15 protein-coding genes are annotated in these 15858 nt (G+C 72.5%); 13 read left to right on the top strand and 2 right to left on the bottom strand.

Going from position 1 to position 15858, the window contains the following annotated elements; all coding sequences use genetic code 11:
• The first annotated feature begins 89 nt into the window (after positions 1-89).
• Together ISU07_RS13760 and ISU07_RS13755 are read left to right on the top strand one after the other, a co-directional pair.
• Positions 90-1016, top strand: coding sequence for an ABC transporter ATP-binding protein (locus ISU07_RS13760; RefSeq protein ID WP_194707383.1), 927 nt, complete (start codon positions 90-92; stop codon positions 1014-1016).
• Positions 1013-2092: an ABC transporter permease gene (locus tag ISU07_RS13755; RefSeq protein WP_323742607.1), complete on the top strand. Its 1080-nt coding sequence runs from the start codon at positions 1013-1015 to the stop codon at positions 2090-2092. The genes ISU07_RS13760 and ISU07_RS13755 overlap by 4 nt, the downstream gene beginning before the upstream one ends.
• 40 nt (positions 2093-2132) lie before the next feature.
• Here ISU07_RS13755 and ku read toward each other — a convergent pair whose 3' ends face one another.
• Positions 2133-3053, bottom strand: a complete 921-nt coding sequence (gene ku / locus ISU07_RS13750) for a non-homologous end joining protein Ku (RefSeq protein ID WP_194707382.1) — start codon at positions 3051-3053, stop codon at positions 2133-2135.
• 98 nt (positions 3054-3151) lie between these two features.
• Here ku and ligD (ISU07_RS13745) point away from each other — a divergent pair, with 98 nt between their 5' ends.
• The 7 genes from ligD (ISU07_RS13745) (at position 3152) to ISU07_RS13715 (ending at position 9926) form a co-directional block, all read left to right on the top strand.
• On the top strand, positions 3152-4090 hold the full coding sequence (ligD, locus tag ISU07_RS13745; RefSeq protein WP_194707381.1) for a non-homologous end-joining DNA ligase: 939 nt from the start codon (positions 3152-3154) through the stop codon (positions 4088-4090).
• Between the two features lie 7 nt (positions 4091-4097).
• Complete coding sequence (gene ligD, locus ISU07_RS13740) at positions 4098-4994, top strand: non-homologous end-joining DNA ligase (RefSeq protein ID WP_194707380.1); 897 nt, start codon at positions 4098-4100, stop codon at positions 4992-4994.
• Between the two features lie 234 nt (positions 4995-5228).
• Positions 5229-5921, top strand: coding sequence for a response regulator transcription factor (locus ISU07_RS13735; protein WP_323742606.1), 693 nt, complete (start codon positions 5229-5231; stop codon positions 5919-5921).
• Positions 5922-5954: 33 nt separating this feature from the next.
• Positions 5955-7049, top strand: coding sequence for a sulfite oxidase (locus ISU07_RS13730; protein WP_194707379.1), 1095 nt, complete (start codon positions 5955-5957; stop codon positions 7047-7049).
• Positions 7050-7099: 50 nt separating this feature from the next.
• Positions 7100-8194 carry a transcriptional regulator gene (locus ISU07_RS13725; protein WP_194707378.1) on the top strand — a complete coding sequence of 365 codons (1095 nt, stop codon included), beginning with the start codon at positions 7100-7102 and terminating at the stop codon, positions 8192-8194.
• The gene (locus ISU07_RS13720; protein ID WP_194707377.1) at positions 8191-9105 is read left to right on the top strand and encodes an ABC transporter ATP-binding protein; all 915 of its coding nucleotides are present in this window, start codon (positions 8191-8193) and stop codon (positions 9103-9105) included. The genes ISU07_RS13725 and ISU07_RS13720 overlap by 4 nt, the downstream gene beginning before the upstream one ends.
• Complete coding sequence (locus ISU07_RS13715; RefSeq protein ID WP_323742605.1) at positions 9102-9926, top strand: ABC transporter permease; 825 nt, start codon at positions 9102-9104, stop codon at positions 9924-9926. Before ISU07_RS13720 ends, ISU07_RS13715 begins: the two co-directional genes overlap by 4 nt.
• Here the strand turns inward: ISU07_RS13715 and ISU07_RS13710 are convergent.
• Complete coding sequence (locus tag ISU07_RS13710) at positions 9916-10713, bottom strand: esterase/lipase family protein (RefSeq protein WP_194707376.1); 798 nt, start codon at positions 10711-10713, stop codon at positions 9916-9918. The genes ISU07_RS13715 and ISU07_RS13710 overlap by 11 nt on opposite strands.
• Positions 10714-10834: 121 nt before the next feature.
• Here ISU07_RS13710 and ISU07_RS13705 point away from each other — a divergent pair, with 121 nt between their 5' ends.
• Genes ISU07_RS13705 through ISU07_RS13690 form a run of 4 tightly spaced genes read left to right on the top strand, consistent with a single transcriptional unit; the run spans position 10835 to position 15798 of the window.
• Positions 10835-10975 (top strand): hypothetical protein, encoded by a 141-nt coding sequence (locus ISU07_RS13705; protein WP_194707375.1) that lies wholly within the window; start codon positions 10835-10837, stop codon positions 10973-10975.
• Between the two features lie 30 nt (positions 10976-11005).
• A complete protein-coding gene (locus tag ISU07_RS13700) occupies positions 11006-12286 on the top strand; it encodes an MFS transporter (RefSeq protein ID WP_228521897.1) in 1281 nt (426 codons plus the stop codon).
• Positions 12287-12304: 18 nt separating this feature from the next.
• Entirely contained in the window at positions 12305-15628 is a 3324-nt protein-coding gene (locus tag ISU07_RS13695; protein ID WP_194707374.1) for a tetratricopeptide repeat protein, read from the top strand.
• The gene (locus tag ISU07_RS13690) at positions 15619-15798 is read left to right on the top strand and encodes a winged helix-turn-helix domain-containing protein (RefSeq protein WP_323742604.1); all 180 of its coding nucleotides are present in this window, start codon (positions 15619-15621) and stop codon (positions 15796-15798) included. The genes ISU07_RS13695 and ISU07_RS13690 overlap by 10 nt, the downstream gene beginning before the upstream one ends.
• The last annotated feature ends 60 nt before the right edge of the window (positions 15799-15858 follow it).

Below are 15858 nucleotides of genomic sequence, written 5' to 3'. Positions count from 1 at the left end.
GAGCTGCGCGTCCGGTACGCCCCGGGGCGCAACTCGGGCGTGCCGGAGGCGCAACTCGCGCACGGCTGGCCGACCGATAGCGTCCCGGCATGACGAACTCGGGGGGCCCAGCCATCGAGGTGGTCGATCTCGCCAAGGCGTACGGGGATTCCAGGAACCTGGTCCGCGCGGTGGACGGCGTCACCTTCAGCGTGGCTGAGGGCGAGTTCTTCGGCATCCTCGGTCCCAACGGCGCGGGCAAGACCACGACCCTGGAGATGATCGAAGGGCTGCGGAAGCCCGACGCCGGCACGATCACGCTGCTCGGCCAGTCGCCGTGGCCCCGTAACCCGGCGGTGCTGCCGCGGATCGGCGTCCAGCTGCAGAGCACGGCGTTCTTCGATCGGCTGACGGCGCGCGAGCAGATCCGCACGATGGCCAGCCTGTACGGCGTGCAGCCGGCCGTCGCCGACGAGTGGCTCGAGCGCGTCGGGCTGGCCGACAAGGCGGACACCCGCGTGTGGGACCTCTCCGGCGGCCAGGCCCAACGGCTCTCGATCGCCTGCGCCCTGGTCCACGACCCCGAGGTGGTGTTCCTCGACGAGCCGACCGCGGCCCTCGACCCGCAGGCCCGGCGCAACCTCTGGGAGCTGCTCTCCGGCCTCACCGACAGCGGCCGGACCGTCGTGCTGACGACCCACTACATGGACGAGGCCGAGGTGCTCTGCGACCGCGTCGCGATCGTCGACCACGGCCGGCTGCTCCAGCTCGACAGCCCGGCCAACCTGGTCCGCGGTCTCGACGCCCCCACCCGGATCTCCGTGTCTCCCGGTCAGCTGACCGCCGACGAGGCGCGTGCCGTGCCGGGCGTGGACGACGTCGACGCGGACGCGGGGAGCATCACCCTGCGCACCCGCGAGCCGGCCCGCGTGCTCACCGCCCTTGCCGAGCAGCAGCACCTGGCCGGAATCTCGGTGCAGACCGGCACCCTCGAGGACGTCTTCCTGTCCCTGACCGGACGGGAGTACCGCGCGTGAACCGGTCCGGCAACGGGTTGGCGTTCCGGATGCTCAGCCTGGCCATCATCCGCGGCTTCGTGCGCGACCGGGCGTCGGTGTTCTTCGCGATCGTCTTCCCGCTGATGTTCCTGGTGCTGTTCGGCGGGCTGCTGGGCAACCAGACCCAGTCGAAGGTGGACATGATCCAGGTCGGCGACGTCTCCTTCATCGACCAGATGCCGAAGGACGCGAGGGCCGCCTTCGAGCAGACCTTCGAGATCACCCGCAGCGACGACCTCGCCGACGCGATCGCCCAGGTGAAGAAGGGCGACGCCGACGTCGCGGTCGAGATGCAGGGCGACACCCTCCTGGCGCACTACACCCAGACCGACCAGGTGAAGGCCGCCGTCACCCAGGGCGTGCTCCAGGCGTTCGTGGACGGCACGAACGTCGCGCTGTCGGGCAAGCCGCCGACGTACCGGCTCGACGCGGTCCAGGTCGAGGACGACTCCCTCAAGACCATCCAGTACGTCACGCCCGGCCTGCTCGGCTGGGCCGTCGCGATGAGCGCCAGCTTCGGCGCCGCCGCCACCCTCAACGGCTGGCGCAACTCCAAGCTGCTGCGCCGGCTCCAGCTCTCGCCGGTGCCCACCGGCACGCTGGTCGGTGCACGGGTCGCGGTCACCGTCGGCATCGCGCTGACCCAGCTGGCGATCTTCCTCGGGCTGGGTGCGGCGTTCTTCGGGCTCCGGCTCACGGGGGCGTGGATGGCGTCCATCCCGCTGCTCGTGGTCGGCACGCTGTGCTTCATGGCCATCGGCCTGCTGTCGGGTGCGGTCGCCAAGACGACCGAGGGCGCGGTGAACATGGCCAACTTCATCGTGCTGCCGATGTCGTTCCTCAGCGGTTCGTTCTTCCCGCTCGACGTCACACCGCAGTGGCTGCAGAACCTCGCCCACGTGCTGCCGCTGTTCTGGCTCAACAACGGCATGCTCGACGTGATGGTGCGCGGCGAGCCGGCCACCGCGGTGCTGCTGCCGATGGCCGTGCTGGCCGCGTTCGCGGTCGTCGTGACGGCGCTCGCCGCCAAGCTGTTCCGGTGGGAGACCACGTGACGCGGCCGTCCACGACGCCGGCCCCCGCCCGCGTCGGGCGCTAGCTGGCCTTCTTGGTCGCCTTCTTCGCCGCGGTCTTCTTCGTGGCGGTCTTCTTGGCGGCCGCCTTCTTCGCCGGGGCCTTCTTGGCGGCGGTCTTCTTGGCCGGCTTCTCGTCCTGGTCGTCCTTGGCCGACGACGGGGTCTCGCCGCGCGCGGTCTTGGCCGCGTCCACCGACCGCTGGAGCGCGGCGAGCAGGTCGACGACCTCGCCGGAGGACTTGGTCGACGTCGGCGTCTTCTTGACCTCGCCGCCCTCGATCTTCGCCTTCACCAGCGCCTCGACGGCCCCGGCGTAGTCGTCCTCGAACTCGTCGGCGTCGAAGTCGCCTGCGAGCGTCTCGACGAGCATGTTGGCCATCTTGACCTCGGCGTCCTTGACCTCGCCGGGCTCGACGGAGAAGTCGGGCTGCCGCACCTCGTCGGGCCACATCATCGTCTGCAGCACGATCACGTCGTCGCGCACGCGCAGCACCGCCATGGAGGTGCGGTTGCGGATCGCCACCGTCACCACGGCCATCCGGTCGGCGTCCAGCAGCGCCTGGCGCAGCAGGGCGTAGGGCTTGGTGCCGCTCTTCTCCGGCTCGAGGTAGTAGGACTTCTCGAACCAGATCGGGTCGATCTGCTCGCGCGGCACGAACTTCTCGACCGCGATCTCACGGGAGGAGCTCGACGGCAGGTCGTCGAAGTCGTCGTCGTCGAGGATGACCATCTCGCCGTCCTCGGTCTCGTACCCCTTGGCGATGTCGGAGTAGGGGACCTCCTCGCCGTCGATGGAGCACACGCGCTGGTACTTGATCCGGCCGCCGTCCTTGGCGTGCACCTGCCGGAACGACACGTCGTGCGACTCGGTGGCGGCGTACAGCTTCACCGGCACGCTGACCAGCCCGAACGAGACCGCGCCCTTCCAGATCGCTCGCATGGGGTCAGCGTACGGGGAACCGCCGACGCCTCGCGCCCACCCGACGGTCTCGCGACGGGACTTCGTCCCTCCTCGACCAGCATGCGCCGTGCGCGAGGATGGACACCGTGCGTCCGATGCTGGCCTCCAAGGGCACCTACGTACCCCGGGGTGAGGACTGGGTGCACGAGGTGAAGTGGGACGGCGTGCGCGCGCTCACCGACGTGCGTGACGGCAAGCTGCGGATGTACTCGCGCAACGGCAACGACATCACCATCGCCTGGCCCGAGCTGTCGACCTCGCCGCTGGGAGACCGGGACCTGCTGGTCGACGGCGAGATCATCGCGCTCAACGAGCACGGGCTGCCGGACTTCCGGATGCTCCAGGACCGGATGCACCTGCGCAACGCGCAGACCGCCCGGCGGCTGTCGGCGAGCAACCCCGCGACGTACATGGTCTTCGACCTGCTCCGCCTCGACGGTGAGGACCTCACCGGCCTGACCTGGGAGGAGCGCCGGGCCCGGCTCGAGGGGCTGGGCCTGGACAGCAGCTGGCAGGTGCCGGCCGTGTACGACGACGGGCAGATGCTCCACGACGCCACGCTCGCCCAGGGGCTGGAGGGCGTGGTGAGCAAGCGCCGGTCGTCGAAGTACTTCCCCGACCGCCGGACCGACTCGTGGCTGAAGCTCGCGCACCGGCTGAGCGCGTCGTACGTGGTCGGCGGCTGGCGACCCCAGGAGGGCTCGAGCGCCGGCAACCTGGCCGCCGTGCTGGTCGGCGAGATGACCCCGGACGGCCTGCTGTACCGCGGCCGCGTCGGCAGCGGCATCGGTCCCAAGGCCGGCGCCCAGCTCGCCAAGCTGCTGGCGGGCCGCGACCGCGACGACAGCCCGTTCGACGACGAGGTGCCGAAGGTCGACGCGCTCGGCACGCGCTGGGTGGAGCCGTTCCTGGTCGTCGAGGTCGACAGCCACGCGACCGCCAAGAACCAGCGGCTGCGGCAGCCGTCGTACCGTGGCGTCCGCGCCGACCTGAGCCCGGAGGACCTGCTGAGATGACCGTGTCATGAGTCCCGGGTCCGGCGAGGAGGTCCGCGTCGAGGTCGAGGGTCGCACGCTGAAGCTGAGCAACCTCGACAAGGTGCTGTACCCGCGCACCGGCACGACCAAGGGCGAGGTGCTCAACTACTACGCCCAGGTGTCGCCGGCGATGCTGCCGTTGCTGAAGGACCGCTGTGCGACGCGCGTGCGCTGGCCGAACGGCGTGGAGAAGCAGAGCTTCTTCGAGAAGAACATCCCCAACGGGACCCCGTCGTGGGTGCGCACGGCCGCGGTCCCGACGACCGGCTCGCGTGGGTCGTCGAGGAACGGCGACATCCTCGTCTTCCCGATCGTCGACGACCTGGCGACCCTGACCTGGCTGGCGAACCTCGCGGCGCTCGAGCTCCACGTCCACCAGTGGACGGTGACCAAGGCCGGCAAGCCCCAGAAGGCCAACCGGCTGGTCATCGACCTCGACCCGGGCGACGGCGCGGGGCTGCACGAGTGCTGCCAGGTGGCGCTGATGGTGCGCGACAAGCTCGAGGAGCGCGGTCTGGAGACGCAGGCGGTGACCAGCGGCAGCAAGGGCCTGCACCTGTACGCCGCACTGGAGAAGCGCCTGGACCCCGAGGACTCCACGGCGCTGGCCAAGGAGGTCGCCGACGAGCTCGCGAAGGAGCAGGGCCGGCTGGTGACCGCGACGATGACCAAGTCGAAGCGGTCGGGGAAGGTCTTCCTCGACTGGTCCCAGAACGCCGGGTCGAAGACCACGCTCTCGCCGTACTCCCTGCGCGGACGCGAGCTGCCGACGGTCGCGACACCGGTCACGTGGGACGAGGTCGAGGCCGGGGCGGAGGACGTGCTGGGCCTCGAGCAGTTCCGTTTCGAGGAGGTCCTGGAGCGACTCGCCGACGGCCGGTGACGGGCGGGTGGGGGTGGCCCGACCTTGTTACCAAGGCGTTGATGTCGTGTGGGAGTTCTGTAGTTTTCGCGGGTGCGGGTCCGACGTAGCGTTCTCCTCGAAACCTGCCAGGTTCGGGTACGACCGGGGGGACGTCCCGAACCTGGCATTTTTCGCTGTCCGAGGCGCGATACGCGCCCATTTCTTCTGGTGTCGGCTCCAAAGACGCCACGAATCGCCCTATGCTCCGTGATCGTGGGGGGTTCTGTGCTCGTCGTCGAGGACGAGCGTGACATCGCATTTCCGTTGGTCCGCACGCTCGAACGTGAGGGCTACGACGTCGCCTGGGTCGGCACCGGCCGCGAGGTGCTCGACGTGGTCGGCCGCGACCCCTCCGACGTGGTGATCCTCGACCTGTCGCTGCCCGACATGGACGGCCTGGACGTGTGCCGCTCGCTGCGCGACACCGGCTACGACGGCGCGATCATGATCGTCACCGCCCGCACCGGCGAGCTCGACCGCGTGGTCGGCCTCGACAGCGGCGCCGACGACTACCTGACCAAGCCGTTCGGGCTGGCCGAGCTCCAGGCGCGGGTCCGCGCGCTGCTGCGGCGCACGCGCGTCCACGACCACACCGGCCGGGCCGATGCCAGCGCTCTGCGCCTCGACGTCGAAGCCCGGCGCGTGTACGCCGGCGAGTCGGAGATCAAGCTGACCAGCAAGGAGTTCGACGTCCTCAGCGTCCTGGAGGCGCACCGCGACAAGGTGGTCCCGCGCGGCCGGCTGATGTCGGAGGTGTGGGACGAGAACTGGTACGGCTCCACCAAGACCCTCGACGTCACCATCGGCCGGCTGCGCCAGAAGCTCGAGCAGGCCGGGCTGCCCGACCGCGTCGTGGCGGTGCGTGGCGTCGGTTTCCGGCTCGAGCACACCCTTCCCGCGCCCTGATGGGGACGACCTGACGGGACTACGCTGCGGACCATGAGCGACCTCTCCGCGCTCAGCCGTCCGTCCCGGGTCGCCGACCCCGGCGAGGGCATCTCCCTGGACGAGCTGCGGCTGGCCGCGCGCAACCACGCGATGCCCGCGGAGGCGCTCCGGTACGACGTCACCCCGCCCGGCCTCCACTACGTGCTCACCCACTACGACATCCCCGACGCGGACCCCGCCGCGTGGACGCTGTCCGTCGGCGGTCTCGTCGACCACCCGCTCACCCTGTCGCTGGCCGACCTGGACGCGATGACCCGGCACACGGTCCGCGTCACGTTGGAGTGCGCCGGCAACGGGCGGGCGGCCGACGAGCCGCGGCCTGTGTCCCAGCCCTGGCTGGACGGAGCGGTCGGCACGGCCGACTGGACCGGCGTACGGCTCACCGACCTCCTCGACGACGCCGGACTCCAGGACGGCGCGGTGTCGGTCGTCTGTGCCGGCGCCGACCACGGGGTCGAGCGCGGCGTGGAGCAGGACTACGAGCGGGGGTTGACCGTCGCGGAGGCGACGACCGGTGACGTGCTCGTCGCGACGTCGATGAACGGCGACCCGCTGCCCCCGCAGCACGGGTTCCCGGTGCGGCTGGTCGTGCCCGGCTGGTACGGCATGGCATCGGTGAAGTGGCTGCGCGAGATCCGCGTGGTCGACCACGAGTTCGCCGGGTTCCAGCACCAGGCGTACCGGGTCCGGCAGACGCCCGAGGACCCTGGCGTCCCGGTGACCCGCATCGAGCCGCGCGCGCTCCTCGAGCCACCCGGCTTCCCCGACTTCATGAGCCGCGGCCGCGTCGTGGACGCAGGACCGGTGGAGCTGCGCGGGCGGGCCTGGTCCGGCTGGGCACCGGTCGAGCGCGTCGAGGTGTCCGCCGACGACGGGGCCACGTGGCTGGAGGCCACCCTCGACGGCGACCGCGGACCGTACGCCTGGCGCGGCTTCTCCGCGTCCTGGGACGCGACCCCTGGCTCGGCCTCCCTGCGCGCTCGGGCCACCGACGCCTCCGGCCGCGTGCAGCCCATCGAGCCGGTGTGGAACCGCGGTGGCTTCACCAACAACGCCTCCCAGCCGATCCCGGTGCTCGTCCGCTGAGTCCGAACCGGCTCACCCGCTTCGACGTACGTTCTCACCATGGGGGACCGGTGAGACCTGCCCATCGCTGGACCGCGGTCGCGGTCGGCACGGCGCTGCTCGTCGGGATCCCTCTCGCCGTCCGCGCCCGGCCCGCGGAGGACTCCGGGATCTCCGCGGTGGACCTGCTGGCGAAGGTCGAGGCGGGCGCCGACCATCCGTACTCGGGCTACGTCGAGAGCCTGGGCACCCTCCAGCTGCCGACGGCCGACCGGTTCACCGACGTCGGGCAGCTGTTCGGGGAGCGGACCCGGATGCGGGTGTGGTGGCGCAGCGCCGACGCGTGGCGCGTCGACAAGCTGCTCACGACCGGTGAGCAGGACCTGGTGCACAACGCGCAGGGCACGACCCGGTGGCGCTACGAGCAGCACGACGCGACCCTGAGCCGGGACCCGTCGATCCGGCTGCCGCGCACGGCCGACCTCGTCCCTCCCGCGGTGGCGAAGCTGCTCCTCGACGACGTCGACGCCTCCGAGGTACGCCGGCTGCCCGCCCGCCGCGTCGCCGGCGTGGACGCGCCCGGTCTCCGGCTGCAGCCGGCCGCGCCGCAGTCGAGCATCGACCACGTCGACGTGTGGGCGGACCCGCGTTCCGGGGTGGCGCTGCGGGTCGAGGTGGTGGCGAAGGGAGCGACCCGACCGGCGTTCACGACGGCCTTCCGGCAGTTCGACGCGCGCACGCCCCCGCCCAGCCGGACGGAGTTCGAGCCGCCTGCCGGCGCCGAGTACCGCTTCGACGACGTGCTCGACATCGCCGACGCGGCCAACCAGTACGCCCCGATCCTGCCCCCGGATGTCGTGGCCGGGCTGGCCGAGTCCCCGCAGGCCGACGGCGCGGTGGGCGTGTACGGCTCGGGCGTCACCCGGCTGCTGGCCGTCCCGATGCGGGGCCGGGAGGCCGGACCGCTCCGCGAGCAGCTGCTGAGGACGCTCGGCGTCCGGACGGTCGACAGCGGCACGCTGGTCACCCTCGGGCCGTTGGGCGTGCTGCTCACCGGCACCGAGGGCGAGGGCGGCTGGCTGATCGCCGGGACGGTCACCCCCGACACGCTGACCCGGGCGGCCGACGACCTGTTCGCCAACACGGTGTACGTGAGCACCCGATGACCGCGACGATCATCGGCACCCAGGGCCTCACCAAGCGCTTCGGCGCCATCACCGCGGTCGACGGCATCGACCTCGACGTCCGCGAGGGAGACGTGTACGGCTTCCTCGGCGCCAACGGCTCGGGCAAGACCACGACGGTGCGGATGCTGCTCGGCCTGGTGCTGGCCACCTCGGGCACCGCCGAGGTGCTCGGCCGTCCGATGCCGCGCGACGGGCGGCACGTGCTGCCGCAGATCGGAGCGCTGGTCGAGTCGCCGGCGGCGTACCCGCGTCTCTCCGGCCGCGCCAACCTGCGCGTCCACGACGCGCTCGCGCACGGCCGGCGCGCCACCCGCAAGGGCCGCGTCGACCAGGTGCTCGAGCAGGTCGGCCTCGCCGGTGTCGACGAGCGTCCGGTGGCGGCGTACAGCCTCGGCATGCGCCAGCGCCTCGGCCTCGCGCACGCGCTGCTCGGCGAGCCCCGGGTGCTCGTGCTCGACGAGCCGACCAACGGCCTGGACCCGCAGGGCATCCGTGAGGTCCGCGACCTGCTGCTGCAGCTGCACCGCGGCGGCACCACGATCTTCCTGTCCAGCCACCTGCTCGCCGAGGTCGAGCAGATCGCCACCCGCGTCGGCGTGCTCGACCGCGGCCGGCTGGTGGTCCAGGAGCGGCTCGACGTGCTGAAGCGGCCGACCGGTCGCACGTACGTCCGCACGCCCGACGTCGCGCAGGCCCGCGCGCTGCTCGACGGGCAGGTCGAGTCGTACGACGAGCGCTCGCTGCTCGTCCGTGTCGACGACGTGGCGGCCCTCAACGCCCTGCTGGTGCGGGGCGGGGTACGGGTGAGCGGCCTCGCGCCGGAGCGCCACACGCTCGAGGACGTCGTGCTCGAGGCCGCCGGCGCCAGCAGCGATCGGTTCGAGTCGTGATCCGCCTGCTCGGGGTGGAGCTCCACCAGCTGGTCCGCAGCCGGCGTACCTGGGTGACGATCCTGCTCATCGACCTGCTGCCCACGATCGTCGCGGTGCTGCTGAAGCTGACCGACATCGGGCCGCGGCCGGGCACCGGCCCGGCCTTCCTCTCGGCCGTCCTCACCGACGGCACGCTCTTCCCGCTCGCGGCGATGGCCATCGTGCTGCCGCTGTTCCTGCCGATCGCGGTGGCGATCCAGGCCGGCGACGCGATCGCGGGCGAGGCGGAGCAGGGCACGTTGCGCTACCTCCTCGTCCGGCCGGTCGGCCGCACCCGACTGCTCGTCGCCAAGCTGGTCAGCGTCATCGCGTTCGTGCTGCTGACGCTCGCGGTCGTCGCGGTGACGGCGTACGTCGTCGGCGTGCTGCTCCTCGGCACCCAGCGCGTCGCCGGCGCGACGACGACGGTGTCCGGCACGCCGCTCACCCAGGGTGAGCTGGTCACGCGGACGTTCCTCGCGCTGGCGTACGCACTGCTGTGCATGCTCGGCGTGGCTGCGATCGCGCTGTTCCTCTCGACCGTCGTGGACACCCCGCTCGCCGCCGCGATGGGCACCATGGCCGTGCTCGTCGGCTCGACGCTGCTGCTCACGCTGGACGCGGCCGACTCGATCGCGGCGTTCCTGCCGACGCGCTACTGGCTGGCGTTCGTCGACCTCTTCCGCGACCCGATCCTCTGGCGGGACGTGGTGCGCGGGACGCTGCTGCAAGGGGCGTACGTGCTGGTGTTCCTCGGCGCGGGCTGGGCCAACTTCGCGACCAAGGACATCACGAGGTAGCGCAGATCTCCCGGCCCGGCACGGCGGGATCGGCGACGCCCAGCTCCGCGGCGACCGCGGCCGCGACGACCGGCGAGCGGGGCAGGTCGCCGTGCGACACGGTCAGGCCGGGGCAGACCGACTGCAGGGAGAAGTCCACCGCACCCGCGAGGTCGGCCGACGTCGGGGGCACGACGACCTGGTCGTCGGTCGTCCACATCGACACCCACGCCGGCCCGGCCGGGGTCTCGTCCCGCGCGTTCAGCGCGCGCAGCAGGTCGCTGTCGGGCTGGAGCTGCTGGCAGGCCACCGGGCACTCGTCGGGCGCGACGTCCGAGGCCAGCCCGGCGAGATCCGTGCCGTGGTGCGGCGAGCCCACCGTCACGACCCGGCGGGCCAGGCTGCCGCCGCCGTGGTCGCGGACCCAGAGGCGGGCGATCACGCCGCCGGCGGAGTACCCGACGACGTCCACCGACTCCGCCCCCGTGTCGCCCAGGGCGCTGTCGACCGCCTCGCCGAGGACCCGAGCCTGCGCGTCCAGGTCGCCCAACCCGTCCCCGGACAGGTGCACCACGACCGCGTCGCGCCCCGCGGCGCGCAGCGCCTTCGCGAGGACCTCGAGGCCGGCCGTGCCGCCGCCGTACCCGGGGACGAGCAGCACCGGTCCGCGCTCGTCCTGGGAGACCGGGTCGACCGGCTCGTCGCGCGACACCCACCACGCGGCCCCACCGCAGACGATGGCGACCGCGACCAGTCCGACGACGCCGAGCACGAACCGGCGCCGCGCGGGGGCCAGGCCGTCGAGCACGTCCCGATCCTGACAGCCGCGCCCAGGACCTACCTCAGACGGCTGAGGTACGTAGTCGGTGCGCCAAACCTAGGGATGGTTACCGATCCGCGGGTGGGGGCCTTACGGCGACTGTTGAGCCATGAGCACGAACTCCATGCACCCGTACCTTGCCGCCCAGCTCGCGCGCTACCGCGCCGACGAGCTGGCCAACGAGGCGCGCGCGGCCCGCCGCGCTCGCCTCGCCCGCCGTACCCGCCGCAGCGGCCGCTCGGCCCGATAAAGGATTACTCGACATCAAGACAGTTCGCGCATGATGGTCGCGATGACCAGCCTGCGCGAACGCCTGACCCGGATGATCGGCCCCACCCCGCTCGTCCGCAGCCTCGCCGGCCAGTCGGTGATCTCGGCGTTCGGCGAGGGCGCCTTCCTCACCGGGAGCGCCGTCTTCTTCACCGTGATCGTCGGGCTCTCGGCCCAGCAGGTCGGTCTCGGCCTCTCCTTCGCGGCGCTCGTGCGGTTCGCGATGTCGGTGCCGCTCGGCAAGCTGGCGGACCGGATCGGCTCCAAGCAGATGTGGCAGCTGGCCAGTGGGATCGAGGCCGTGCTGTACGCCGCGTGGCCGCTGCTCTCGGGCTTCTGGGCGTTCGTGGCGATGATGGCCGTGATGGCGGTCGTCGAGTCCGGTCGACGGGCCGGCCGCGGCGCCTACGCCATCGCGATCTTCCCGCGCGAGGAGCGGGTGAAGTCGCAGGCGTACCTCCGCGCCGCCCGCAACGTCGGCTACACCTTCGGCGCCCTCGCCGCCGGCGTCGCCCTGGCCACCGACAGCGACGCCGTCGTCCAGGCCGTGCCGCTCGCCACGGCGTTCCTGCTGGTCCTCAACGCGGTGTGGGTCTTCCGGCTGCCCGACGTCGTGGGACGTGACCGCGAGGAGCTCCCGGTCGAGAAGGCCGTCGAGCACGCCGGCGAGAAGAGCAGCGCGCTGCGCAACCGCGGCTTCTTCCTGATGAGCATCTGCAACGGCGTGCTCGGCACCCACGGCGTGCTGCTCAACGTCGTGATCCCCCTCTGGCTGGTGCAGGAGACCGACGCGCCGCGGGTACTGCTCGCCTGGCTGTTCGGCACCAACACCGTGATGGCGGTGTTCCTCCAGGTGGCCGCGGCGCGCGGCGTCACCGACGTACGCCGGTCGCTCGTCGCGCAGTACCGCGGCGCCGCCTGCTTCGTCCTGTCCTGCCTCATCGTGCTGGTCACCCACGACACGACCGGGTTCGTGACGATCGCCCTGGTGTGGATCGGGCACGTGACGGTGACCGGGTCCGAGCTCTACCAGTCCGCCGGCATGTGGGGGCTGATCTCCGAGCTGTCCGACCCGGAGCGGCTGGGGGAGTACCAGGGCGTCTCCGGCCTCGGCTACACGATGGGCGACGTCTGGGCGCCGGCGCTCTACACCTTCCTGGCGATGACGTGGGGTGCCCCGGGCTGGATCCTCATCGCGGCCATCGTGGTCGTGGCCGCGGTCGGCATCGGACCCTCGTCCCACGCCGCCGAGCGGTACCTGGCCCGGAAGCCGGTCGCCACCAGCGCCTGACGGCTCTACATTGCCCTCGTGGGCACGGGGGCCCGCGCCACGACGCTGCGGCGCACGGTCGACATCGCCGGCACGGCGGTCTGCACCGGCGTGCTCCTGATGAGCGTCTTCGTGGTGCTCGCCGCCTCCGCTCGTGGCCGCGACGATGCCGCCGGGTCGACGCCTCACGTGGCGATGCTCGAGCCCGGGACGGTGTCCGACACCGGCCTGCGCGACCTTCCCGTCCTCCGGCCGGACGGCCCGGTGGCGACGGCGTTTCCCGGCGGCGCCGGGCTCGCCGACCGGGCCCGCGTCCGCACCGTGGCCCGGTCGCTCGCCGGCCCGCTCGGCCTCGGCCCGGTCATCGGCTACCTGCTGCGGACCAAGGCCGAGCCGATCGACGTCGAGCACCAGCTGGACCTGTACCACGGCTACCCGTACACCTACCCGCAGCTCGACCCGGTCGTCGACGGGTGGCTGGACGCGGACGCCGTACGCCGCGACCCGGGGCAGGTGGTCGAGCTCGCGAGCCTGCTGCTCCTCAGCGCCGTCGAGGACCCGGCCGAGGACGACTACGGCGACACCAACTCGCACGCGGCGGTCGCCTACAGCGTGCTCCGCCGCGCCCGGGAGGTCACCGAGAGCTGCGACCTCCAGCTGGAGCTGATGACCACCCTCGCGATGGGGTACGCGCCCCACGTCCGCGACGTCGCGACGGAGCTCGCCGAGACCCGGCGGCTGTGCCCGGACGACCCGACCCCGCTGTGGCTGATGGGCCAGGTCCAGATCACCGAGGCGACCCGGATCCCGTCGGCGGCGGTCAGCTACCTGCCGGGCTCACGGGGAATGGAGGCGGGCGCCGAGAAGACCTTCGCGACGCTCCGGCGCGACTTCCCGGACAGCCCGCTCGGCTGGGCCGGCGCGGCCGACCTGCGGCTCAAGCAGGCCGACGAGGGCGACGAGCTCGGGGTGCAGCGCTTCGAGAACCGGCAACGCCGCCGCGAGGCGCTCGCGCTGTACGAGCAGGCCCGCGCCCGGTCCGACGACCCGGCGCTGCTGGCCGGGTACGGCTGGGCGCTCTCGGGGCTCGGCCGTCACGACGAGGCGGTCGCCGCGCTGACCCGCGTCCACGAGCTGTTCCCCGACGACCCGGCGTACCGCTCGCTGCTCGTCCTGGCCCTCCAGCGCGCGGGACGTCCCGCGGACGTCGTGTCCGTGTTGCAGCCGCTGCTCGCGACCGACCCGCCCGCCCGGACCTCGTTGCGGCTGACCCCGCAGACCGTCGAGGTCCGCGAGCCCGAGCTGACGGCGTACGGCGCCCGCGACAGCGTGGCCGGTGGCGCCTACGACGCCTCGCAGCAGTACAGCGCGGGCGCGGTCGTCGCGGACACCGGGTTCATCCCGGCCAGCAACACGTCGTGGACCGACCGGTGGTGCCCGGTGGCCGCCCTGGTCGGCGCGCAGGTGCAGCTCGGCGACGGCCGGGCGGCGTACGACGTGGTGCGCAGCAAGCAGCAGGTCCCGCCCCAACGGTGCCCGGAGTACCCGAAGGTGCTGGTCGACCGGCTCGGCGGCATCGCGGCGTTCTCGACCGGGGACGAGGGGCTGATGCGCGACGCGGTGGGCCGGCGGGACGCGTACGGCGGTGCCGAGGCGGCCCGTGACGAGATCTGGGACGACACCCAGGACTTCTGGCGGTCGGTCGGCGACTGGGACCGGGCCTCCGAGACGATCGACCGGTGGCGGGCCGACCTGCCCGGCGACCCCTGGCCCGACCACCGGGCCGGCGAGGTCGCCTACCTGCGCGACGACGCCGACGCGGCGGTCGCGGCGTACTCGGCGGCTGCGGACGAGTTCCGCGCCTCCGCACCGGACGACTGGGGCGAGCACGGGTACGGCGAGCAGTTCGTCGGCGTCGCCGAGGGCGCGGCCGACAACGCGCTCGAGCTCGGTGCCGCGCTGCAGCGGGCCGGCCGGCTCGCCGACGCCAGGGAGGCGTACACGCAGGCGGTCACCCAGGCCGACGGGCAGGAGCTGACGACCGCCTACGAGGTCGACTTCTTCGCGCACTCGCAGCTCGGCGCACTGGCCATCGCGGTGGGCGACTACGAGGAGGCGGCCCGCGACCTCGGGCTGTCCCTGGAGAAGTACCGCGGCGACGCGACGTACGTGCCCGGCGACGACATCTTCCCCAGCAAGGACCTCGGCGCCCAGGACAACAACCTGGCGCTGGCGCTCGCCAAGCTGGGCCGCGACGACGACGCGCTCACGCACGCGCAGTCGGCGCTGGCCCACGACCTGGCCAACCCGGTGTACGTCGACACGCTGGCGTTCGTGCAGCAGCTCGCCGGTGACGACGCGGCCGCGACCGCGACGTACCGGAAGGTGCTGGAGACCGACCCGACCTCGTACGTCTCGGCCAACAACCTCGCGGTCCTGCTGGCCCAGCACGGGCATCGGGCCGAGGCGGAGGACCTGCTCGAGCGCGCGGTCGCGGTGGCGCCGAGGTACGCGATCGGCTGGCACAACCTGGGCGTCGTCCGCGAGCCGGCGTCGCACTCGCTGCTTGCGTCCCAGGGCGCGCTCGCACGAGCCGCGCGGCTGGACCGGGGTCTGCGCGGCGAGGACGGCCTCGTCGTCGACGAGGAGATCTACCAGTCCGGGCTGGACGTGTCGCGGCCGCTGAGCCCGGACTGGCAGTACGCCGCGTCGGCGACGAGCACCCCCCGGACGCTCACCCTCGGGGTGCTCGCACTGCTGTTCCTGCGACTGCTGTGGACGCTCGGCCTGGACAAGCTGACGGGCACGGTCAGCGAGAAGCTGCTGACGGCGGGTGGTCGCGGCTGGCGGCTTCCTTCCATCGTGGCGGTGGTGGCGTCCACCGGGGTGCTCGGGTGGCCGGTCGTGTCCGCCGCGCACTCGTCGCTCGAGCGGGTCGTGCTCGTGGGTGCCGTCGCCGCGATGGTGGTGCTGCCGCTGTTCGTCCGGCGGCTGGTGGCCCGGGACCGGACGGTCGCACACTTCGCCTGGGTGCCGGCCGTGGGCGTCGGGGTGGTGGGGGTGCCTTTCGGCGTCGCCTTCGCGCCGTACCCCACCCTCGTCGCCCCGGCCTCCGAGACCCGCCTGCGGTGGGCCGTGCCGGCCGCGGTGGTCCCGGTCGCCCTGGTGTTCGTGGCCCTGGCCGCGGTCGACCCCGTGCCGCTGGCGCGGGTGCTCGCGCTCACCGCCACCGCGCTGCTCTCATCGGTGCTGACGCCGGTGCCGCCGCTGGACGGCGCGTACCTGAAGCACCGGCTGCTGAGCCTGGGCGTCACGGTCGTGTTCACGGGGACAACGCTCGCCTTCGCGTTCAAGTGGATCTGAGCGACGGTCAGCGGCCCGACAGCAAGCCTGTCTGGTTCGGCTCCACCAAGACCCTCGACGTCACCATCGGCCGCCTCCGCCAGAAGCTGGAGCAGGCTGCTCTGCCCGACCGCGTGGTCGCCGTACGGGGCGTCGGCCTACGTCTGGAGCAGACCCGGCACACCGACTGATCGCTTGCGTTTGTGTCATTCCGAAGACACCAGCACCTGCGCAGGCAATCATGACGCCAC

The sequence above is a fragment of the Nocardioides islandensis genome (assembly GCF_015352455.1).
GTDB classification, from domain to species: Bacteria; Actinomycetota; Actinomycetes; order Propionibacteriales; family Nocardioidaceae; genus Nocardioides; species Nocardioides islandensis.
This window is presented reverse-complemented; position numbering and strand designations above follow the sequence as displayed.

What these genes read in the sequence shown, in the direction of transcription:
- ISU07_RS13720 (WP_194707377.1), top strand. Translation starts at nt 8,191, where the DNA reads ATGACCGCGACGATCATCGGCACCCAGGGCCTCACCAAGCGCTTCGGC.
- ligD (WP_194707380.1), top strand. Translation starts at nt 4,098, where the DNA reads ATGAGTCCCGGGTCCGGCGAGGAGGTCCGCGTCGAGGTCGAGGGTCGC.
- ISU07_RS13705 (WP_194707375.1), top strand. Translation starts at nt 10,835, where the DNA reads ATGAGCACGAACTCCATGCACCCGTACCTTGCCGCCCAGCTCGCGCGC.
- ku (WP_194707382.1), bottom strand. Translation starts at nt 3,053, where the DNA reads ATGCGAGCGATCTGGAAGGGCGCGGTCTCGTTCGGGCTGGTCAGCGTG.
- ISU07_RS13730 (WP_194707379.1), top strand. Translation starts at nt 5,955, where the DNA reads ATGAGCGACCTCTCCGCGCTCAGCCGTCCGTCCCGGGTCGCCGACCCC.
- ligD (WP_194707381.1), top strand. Translation starts at nt 3,152, where the DNA reads ATGGACACCGTGCGTCCGATGCTGGCCTCCAAGGGCACCTACGTACCC.
- ISU07_RS13700 (WP_228521897.1), top strand. Translation starts at nt 11,006, where the DNA reads ATGATGGTCGCGATGACCAGCCTGCGCGAACGCCTGACCCGGATGATC.
- ISU07_RS13760 (WP_194707383.1), top strand. Translation starts at nt 90, where the DNA reads ATGACGAACTCGGGGGGCCCAGCCATCGAGGTGGTCGATCTCGCCAAG.